Raw genomic sequence first — 7,785 nt, forward strand, 5'->3', positions numbered from 1 at the left:
GCTGGTGCTGCACTTCACGCTTCCCTTCAAGACTCCCGTTAAAGTCAGGCAGCTCGCGCTCGAAATATTCGATCCGAGCTATTTCGTCGATTTTTCGATGCAAAAGAAGGATCCGATCCACCTGGTCGGCGCGCCTGCCACCTGCACCCTCGCCGTCCAGCGCCCGAACGACGGCGCCGCTGCCGCCCAGAAGCTCAACGAAGACACCTTTCTAAATGGCGAGAACGCCAATTATGGTGCGATGTTCGCCAACAAGATCTCCGTGAATTGTCCATAAGGGAACACCGGTATGACCACACGCCGACAGATTGCGTTGAGTTGCCTCGCGATCGCAGCCATCGGCCTTGTCGCCGATGGCGCCCTGCATGGCGCGCTGGCGCAAAATCCGTTCGGCGGTCCGCGCGCGGCTCCCGATGCGCAAATCGGCGGTATCGTCGGCTGGCTGATGACGAAGCAATCCGAATTCTATCGCGAGATGTCGTCGACCATTCGCGCCGCCAAGGCCGACGGCAGCGCGGTCTGGACGCTGCTGGCGATTTCATTTGCCTACGGCATATTCCACGCAGCCGGACCCGGCCACGGCAAGACCGTGATCTCGTCATACCTTGTCGCCAATGAAGAGACCGCGCGGCGCGGTATCGTGCTGTCCTTTGTCTCGGCGCTGATGCAATCGTTGATCGCGGTGCTGATCGTCGGCATCGGCGCCTGGCTGCTCAACGTCACCGCGAAGACGATGTGCGGCGCCGAACGCGTGATCGAGATCGCCAGCTACACGCTGATCGCAGCCTTCGGTGTCCGGCTGGTCTGGACCAAGGGCGGCAGTTTTGTCCGGGCGTTGCAATCATCCTGGCGAAGGTCCGGCCCGCAACTGGCGCCGGTCCTCGCGCATGCGGCGGCACCTCGTCTCGATCACGGACATCTTGCGCACGGTCACGGCGATCACGGACATCAATGTCACGGCCACGCCCCAGCGCACGCAACTGTCGTTTGTGATCCCGTGCCTGAGCACGCACATGAAGGACATCACGATCATCGCCACGTCCATGACGAGCATTGCGGCCATTCCCATGGTCCGGAGCCCACGCAATTGGCCGGTCCCGGCGGCTGGCGGCGCGGTTTCAGCGCGGTTCTGACCGTCGGCATCCGGCCCTGTTCGGGCGCCATTCTGGTTCTGGTGTTCGCGCTGGCGCAAGGATTGTTCTGGGCCGGCGTCGCCGCCACGTTCGTGATGGGACTTGGCACCGCGATCACGGTTGCGACCATTGCCATCGTTGCGGTCTCCGCAAAAGGGCTGGCCCGGCGGTTAGCGGCCGGCCGCGAGGGCGGCGGTGCCCTGCTGATGCGCGGGGTCGAGTTCGGAGCCGCCGGGCTGGTGCTGCTGTTTGGCATGGGATTGCTGCTGGGCTATGTCGCCGCCGAGCGCGTGACCTGCTTCTGAAAAACGAGTGCCGCGCTCGAGTCGATCAGCGGTATCGCGCCATGCTCCAGTCCGGGCGGATTTCGCCGGATGCCTCGGCGAAGGCGCCATCGACGAGCTCCGCCACCAACAGCCTGCTGTAGTCGACCGGCCCCGGCATGGCCGCCCGCCCCTTCGGCACCAGCTTGAAGCCGACGCGGCTGTAATAGGCCTCGTCGCCGACCAGCAGCACCAGGCGATGGCCTTTTGCCCTGGCATCCCCAAGCGCACGATCCAGCAGCGCCCGGCCGACGCCGCGGCCGCGGAACGGCGGCTCGACCGTCAGCGGCCCTAGCAGCAAGGCCTTGGTGTCGCCGACGCAGACCGGCAATTGCCGCACCGATCCCACCAGCAGCGTGCCGATCCGGGCCGTGAACGACAGGTCGAGCAAATGATCGACATGCTCGCGCAGCCGGTAGGCGCTCAGCACGAAACGGCCGGGCCCGAAGGTGCGCTCGTGCAGGCGCTCGATCGCCTGCGCGTCATTGGCGGTTTCGGGCAATATGGTCAGGGAGAGTTCGCTCATCCGGCGCGGGATAGCATCTGGCAGGGGCGCGGTCCATCGTCCCGGCCGCGCCGATGCCGAAGCGCGTCAATTGCGGTTGAAGGGGGCCTGCGACAGATAGGCCAACAGCTTCATCTCGCGGCGGCCGCGCGTCACCGTATCCAGCACCAGCCCCGACGATACCGACAGCACGGCCAGGATCATCAGGCCCATCGACAGCACCGCGGTCGGCAGGCGCGGCACGAGACCCTGTTCGAGATAGGTGATGATGACGGGGATCGCGAGCCCGATCGAGACCAGCGTCAGGAAAATCCCGATCGCCGTGAAGAAGCGCAGCGGCTTTTCCGAGCGGTAGAGCTTCAGGATGGTGCCGAGAATGCGAAAGCCGTCGCGCCAGGTGTTGAGCTTGCTGAACGATCCTTCCGGGCGCGCATAATAGGGCGTCTCGACCTCGGCGACCGGCAGCGCCAGTTCGAGCGCATGCACGGTCAGTTCGGTTTCGATCTCGAATCCGTCCGACAGCACCGGGAAGGATTTGACGAAGCGGCGCGAGAACACCCGATAGCCGGAAAGAATATCCTTGAAGGCCTGGCCGAACACCGACGACAGAAAGCTGGTCAGCATCCAGTTGCCGGTGCGGTGGCCGGGTCGATAGGCGGCCTGATCCTGGTCGACCCGGAAGCCGACCACCATGTCGAGATGATCTGACGTGAGCATCTCGATCATGCGCGGCGCGCTGGGGGCATCATAGGTCGCATCGCCGTCGACCAAGACATAGATATCGGCGTCGACGTCGGCGAACATGCGCCGCACCACATGGCCCTTGCCCTGACGGCGCTCGCTGCGCACCTCGGCGCCGGCCTGCCGCGCCACCTCGGTGGTACGGTCCGACGAATTGTTGTCGTAGACGAAGATTTCGGCCGAAGGCAGCGCTTTGCGAAAATCGGCGACGACGGTCGCAACCGCGGCTTCCTCGTTGAAGCACGGCACCAGAACCGCAATCCGCGGCTGTGCCGGCTGCGGCTGCGGAAATTCCCGCCGCGCAAACTGCTCGAGCGCCTCCGCCATGCCGGCCAGATCGCCGCGAAGATTCGGCGGTCGTTTCGACTCCGGCGCGGGGCTCATCGGGCAATCCTTAACGATCGTTAGGGTTTTGATCCCCGATCATAAGCAGCGATCGCTAACGATCTCTAACGTTATCGCCCGGGTCTTGGCCCGATGCATGCTGCCAAAACGCCGCCCTTGCTGCGGTTGGACACCGCACCGCAGGCGTGATTTTATCGCGCTCAAATGGACCACGGGCAGGACAGGGGATGAAGAGGTTGATTTTGGCGGACGCCGCAGCGCTCGCGGTCCACGATGCGCTTTCGGTCTGGTTACCAGCTGCGTGGGGTAAGCCCTCATGACAGCCGACGATCGCCGGACAATTGAAGAACTTGAACTGACGATATTGCTTCCCTGCCTCAACGAAGCGGAGACGATCGAGACCTGCATCGACAAAGCCATGTCGTACCTCGCCGGCAGCGATGTCAGGGGAGAAGTGCTTGTCGCAGACAACGGATCGACCGATGGATCGCAACAACTGGCGGCCGCGAAGGGGGCTCGTGTGGTTCAGGTCCGCGATCGAGGTTATGGATCAGCGCTCCGGAATGGCATCTCGGCGGCGCGCGGTCGCTATGTCGTCATGGGGGACGCCGATGACAGTTACGACCTGTCGGAGCTGGGGCTGTTCGTGGCGAGGCTCCGGGAAGGTTATGACATCGTCATGGGCAACCGATTTCGGGGCGGGATAGCGCCCGGCGCCATGCCATTCCTGCACCGCTATTTGGGGAACCCGGTCCTCAGCTTTCTCGGACGATTGTTCTTCGACGTGAAAGTAGGCGATTTCCATTGCGGCCTGCGGGCATTCAATCGTGAAAGGGTCCAGGCTCTCAATCTTCACACCACGGGAATGGAATTTGCGAGCGAGATGCTGATCTCCGCGGCCGTGCGATCCTACCGGATTTGCGAGGTGCCGACGGCCCTGAAAAAAGACGGCCGGTCACGTCCGCCGCATTTGCGTACCTGGCGCGATGGATGGCGGCATTTGAGCTTCCTGCTCATGCTGAGCCCGCGATGGCTTTTCATCTATCCGGGATTTGCGCTCATCCTGTTTGGTTTATGCATCGAGGCGGTGCTATTTCCGGGTCCGGTCCAGATTGCAGACGGAGTAAATCTCGAAATCAAAACGTTTCTGGTTGGCGCTATCGCAATTCTGATCGGAATTCAGAACCTGACCTTTGGCCTGATCGCGCAACGTTTCGCGGTCAGATATCAGCTGCTGCCCGAATCGAAATGGAATCATCGGCTGGTGTCATTTCTTACATTCGAACGAGGACTGATCGTCGCGATTTCAGTTATCGGGCTGGGAACGGCAGGCTTCATCTGGTCATTCCTGACCTGGGCTTCCGTCGATTTTGGGCCTCTTACAAATCCCATCGTGTTAAGGGTGCTCATCATCTCTCTGACCGGCATTGTGATCGGAGTTCAACTCGGGTTCACCGTCTTCCTGGCGGGTATCATGAGTATTCCGATCAGGCGCGACCGGACGCTCGCCGCCATGGATCAGGACTCGTCGGAAGTCACACCGGGCCGGTAGCCATAGCGTTTTCGAGCGAAGCCTGCCCCGGACGCGATCCGGGGTGGACACCGGTTTGCGTGAAGAAAACGCGTCAAAACAAGAATCTGGAACCTCAAGCCTTTGCTGGTTGCCCTATGAGGCGGTCGTCCCCGGATTCGGCCGGCCGCATCAGGGATGCAAACAGCAGACTCCACAGTGAAAGCATGCTGACGGGGATGGTGTAATATGGGTTGAAAAAGTGGGTCGTGAAGTACGCCACATTGACCGCGAGATTCAGGACCGCGAGAAGTGCGACCGACCTTGTGCCGGGTTCTCTGTACAGGCGCAAAATCAATACAACCCACGCGCCCGCAACAATCAGCAAAACGCCTTGCAGGTCTGTAACATAAGCCCAGATGACGCCGGCATCGATCCCCGGCGGTTTTAAATCGTTGGGGTCAGCCCCGTACGTGGTCGCAAAAGGACTTCCGGCATTGATCGCGTTGGCGATCAGTGTCGGTGTCAGTCCCACCAGGAATGCCACCCCGAACAGCGCACCCGGCAGGAACGCTTCCAGTTTTCGCGACCTCAAAAAGACGAAACCAAAAAACAGGAAATATCCAGCGGAGAGAAACAGATTGGCCAACCGGAAATCGACCGCAAGGCCGATCAGAAAGCCAATCAGCATCGTCAGAAGCACGGGATGGCGCTGCGGCGTTTTCACGAACAGGCGGGCCGTCAAAAAGCCCGCCAGCGCGCAGACCACCATGGTGGGCGCCATCGAATAGCTCGCCTTGGTGGGGTTGATCATCAGAGAAATGGCGAGACAGCCGAACGCGCCCGCGATCACGATCGCCGATCTCGACCGGGCGTAGTGGATCGCAAGCAGCGCAAAACCGAAGCTGATGACGGTCGCCAGCACATACATCGGAATCACCTGGAAGCCCTGCGGGAACAGCGCCAGCACGAAGCCGGTGCCCGGCGGATATTGCAGCACCCGTTTGTTCGTCGCCGCTATCAGGGTGTGGCAGGGAAATCTCGACGGATCGCTCCATTCCGAAAAACCGATCTCGCGCAGTTTGGACGCCATGTGATGATCGTCGTCCCGGGCCAGATTGGTATCCAGCCCGTCAAGCCCAAATCGCTGGAACAGATGAGCCTGCCGCAGATAGCAGATATCATCATAGACGCCGCGGGATTCGCTCCAATGCGACATCGACCACACATTGCTGGCCAGCACCAGAAAACACAATACGCCGCAGGCGGCCTTGAGATAGTTCATCGCTGTTGTCCTGCCGCGTGGCGCTCTCACGGGTTGTCGCCAAATTCGTCGGCGCTCGCAAGGGCTGGCTAGCGCCAGGTCGCGATCGGCAGCTTGCCTTCCAGCGCCTCCGCTATCCGCAGCCGCGTGCCCTCCGTGGTCTCCTCCGGCAGTTCGGCCGGCGCAAAGAAACCGCAGGCGATGATTTCGCGGTTCGGCTCGGGCAGGCGATCCTGCCGGAACCGCCTGATGAGATAGACCGCGACATGGTCCCGGCGCGACACATGGCTGTTGAAGAACACGCCAAGCAGCGCCGGCTCGCCCACGATCTCGATCCGCCCCTCCTCGGCGAGTTCGCGCCGCAGCGCCTCGCCAAGGGTTTCGCCGACCTCGACGCCGCCGCCCGGTAGATGCCAGCCCGCGACATAGCTGTGCTTGACCAGGAACACCCGGTTGTCGCCGTCCACGACCACGCCGCGGACCCCGAGCGTCATGCCGCGGGCGAAGCGCCAATAGAGATGGAAGAGCCGGCGCAGCAGCGGCTCCAGGCTTTTTCGCAGGGCTTGCAGGGTCATTGCGGCGTAAATCCAACGGTTACGAACATCACGCTTGATCCTTGCATCGCTTGTCGCCGCTTGCCATTACATTCGAGATGCTCACAGGATATCACGGGATGATCGCTCCGCTCCCTCTCGCAGGCCGCCCGGCTGGGTCGGCGTGATGGCGGCATTCACGCTTGCCCATCTGTCCGATCCGCACCTGCCGCCGCTGCCCAAGGTGCGGCTTGCGGAGCTCGCGGGCAAGCGCGCGCTCGGCTACCTGAACTGGACGCGCAACCGCCATAAATATCATCGGCGCGACGTGCTCGATGCGCTGGTGTCGGACCTGCGGGGGCTGCGGCCGGATCACATCGCCGTCACCGGCGATCTCGTCAACCTCGCGCTTGAGGCGGAATTTCCACCATCGCGGATGTGGCTGGAGAGTGTCGGCGCGGCGGATCGGGTCACCGTGATTCCCGGCAATCACGATGCCTATGTTCGCACCACAAGGCATCGCTTTACTGAGGCCTGGGGCCGATATCTCGATGGCGATGAGGCGGCTGCCGACGGCGTCAGATTCCCTTTCCTGCGCCGCCGCGGCCCGCTGGCGCTGATCGGCCTCTCCACGGCGGTGCCGACGCCGCCGCTGATGGCGACGGGCACGCTCGGCGCCGCGCAACTGGAAGCGCTCGAGCGCCTGCTGGCGCGGCTATCGGCCGAGCCGGCGTTTCGCGTGCTGCTGATCCACCATCCGCTGCGTTCGGATTCGCGCCTGAAGCGGCTGACCGATGCGCGGGAGCTGCTCGCGCTGCTGAAACGGCATGGCGTGGAGCTGGTGCTGCACGGGCACGATCACGTGCATTCCACGATCTGGATCGAGGGACCGAACGGCGCGATCCCCGCGGTCGGCGTGCCCTCGGCCTCCGCGGTCGCGCATGGCCGCTATCCCGATGCCGCCTATAATCTGTTTTCAATCGAGCGCGATGGCGCGGCATGGCGCTGCGAACAGACCGTCCGGGGCATCGACGGCATCGACGACAAGTTGCACGTCGATGAGCTGCGGCGGACCCGGTTGATCTAGATACTGCGCAACGCCGTGAACAGCGCGAAGCCGAACAGCGCGGCGGCGCCGACGATGAAGCCGAGCACGAAAATCCAGAACCCGCCGCGGCGCTTTTTTTCGATGACGACCGGCTCCGGCTGCGGCGTTGCGACCAGCGCGTGCTCGCGCTCGATGATGCGGCGGGCGACGTAGTCGGTGACGGCCGCGACGATTGCAGCGGCGTCGTGGGATTCGGCGAGCACGATGCGGCCGAAACGGCTGTCCTGCACGAAGCGATAGATCCGCTTGTCGCGCCCCATCAGCACATGGGCGACCACATCGATCCACAGCCGCGGCGTATCGCCCTGGCTGATGCCGCGGTC

General features: G+C 62.8%; 8 protein-coding genes and 1 pseudogene. 4 read left to right on the forward strand and 5 right to left on the reverse strand.

Annotated features, from left to right (window positions below; all coding sequences use genetic code 11):
• A partial coding sequence (locus tag VK804_RS19330; RefSeq protein WP_325373178.1) for a DUF1007 family protein occupies positions 1-277 on the forward strand: 277 nt, incomplete at its 5' end.
• A gap of 12 nt (positions 278-289) precedes the next feature.
• Positions 290-1,438 (forward strand): nickel/cobalt transporter, encoded by a 1,149-nt coding sequence (locus tag VK804_RS19335; protein ID WP_325373180.1) that lies wholly within the window; start codon positions 290-292, stop codon positions 1,436-1,438.
• Positions 1,439-1,463: 25 nt separating this feature from the next.
• Here the strand turns inward: VK804_RS19335 and VK804_RS19340 are convergent, their stop codons facing one another.
• Together VK804_RS19340 and VK804_RS19345 are read right to left on the reverse strand one after the other, a co-directional pair.
• Complete coding sequence (locus VK804_RS19340) at positions 1,464-1,982, reverse strand: N-acetyltransferase (RefSeq protein WP_325373182.1); 519 nt, start codon at positions 1,980-1,982, stop codon at positions 1,464-1,466.
• A gap of 66 nt (positions 1,983-2,048) precedes the next feature.
• Positions 2,049-3,029, reverse strand: a complete 981-nt coding sequence (locus VK804_RS19345) for a glycosyltransferase family 2 protein (RefSeq protein WP_325373191.1) — start codon at positions 3,027-3,029, stop codon at positions 2,049-2,051.
• Between the two features lie 334 nt (positions 3,030-3,363).
• On the opposite strand from VK804_RS19345, the gene VK804_RS19350 reads away from it, so the two are divergent.
• Complete coding sequence (locus tag VK804_RS19350; protein ID WP_325373184.1) at positions 3,364-4,599, forward strand: glycosyltransferase family 2 protein; 1,236 nt, start codon at positions 3,364-3,366, stop codon at positions 4,597-4,599.
• 94 nt (positions 4,600-4,693) lie between these two features.
• Here VK804_RS19350 and VK804_RS19355 read toward each other — a convergent pair whose 3' ends face one another.
• Positions 4,694-5,842: a hypothetical protein gene (locus VK804_RS19355; protein WP_325373186.1), complete on the reverse strand. Its 1,149-nt coding sequence runs from the start codon at positions 5,840-5,842 to the stop codon at positions 4,694-4,696.
• A 68-nt stretch (positions 5,843-5,910) separates the two neighbouring features.
• Complete coding sequence (locus tag VK804_RS19360; protein ID WP_325373188.1) at positions 5,911-6,396, reverse strand: NUDIX domain-containing protein; 486 nt, start codon at positions 6,394-6,396, stop codon at positions 5,911-5,913.
• A 145-nt stretch (positions 6,397-6,541) separates the two neighbouring features.
• Here VK804_RS19360 and VK804_RS19365 point away from each other — a divergent pair, with 145 nt between their 5' ends.
• Positions 6,542-7,441 (forward strand): metallophosphoesterase, encoded by a 900-nt coding sequence (locus tag VK804_RS19365; protein ID WP_325373189.1) that lies wholly within the window; start codon positions 6,542-6,544, stop codon positions 7,439-7,441.
• Here the strand turns inward: VK804_RS19365 and VK804_RS19370 are convergent.
• Positions 7,438-7,785: pseudogene (locus tag VK804_RS19370) on the reverse strand (hypothetical protein); the annotation flags it as partial. The gene VK804_RS19365 and the pseudogene VK804_RS19370 overlap by 4 nt on opposite strands.

The organism is Bradyrhizobium sp. (assembly GCF_035484855.1).
In the GTDB taxonomy this organism is placed as follows: Bacteria; Pseudomonadota; Alphaproteobacteria; order Rhizobiales; family Xanthobacteraceae; genus Bradyrhizobium.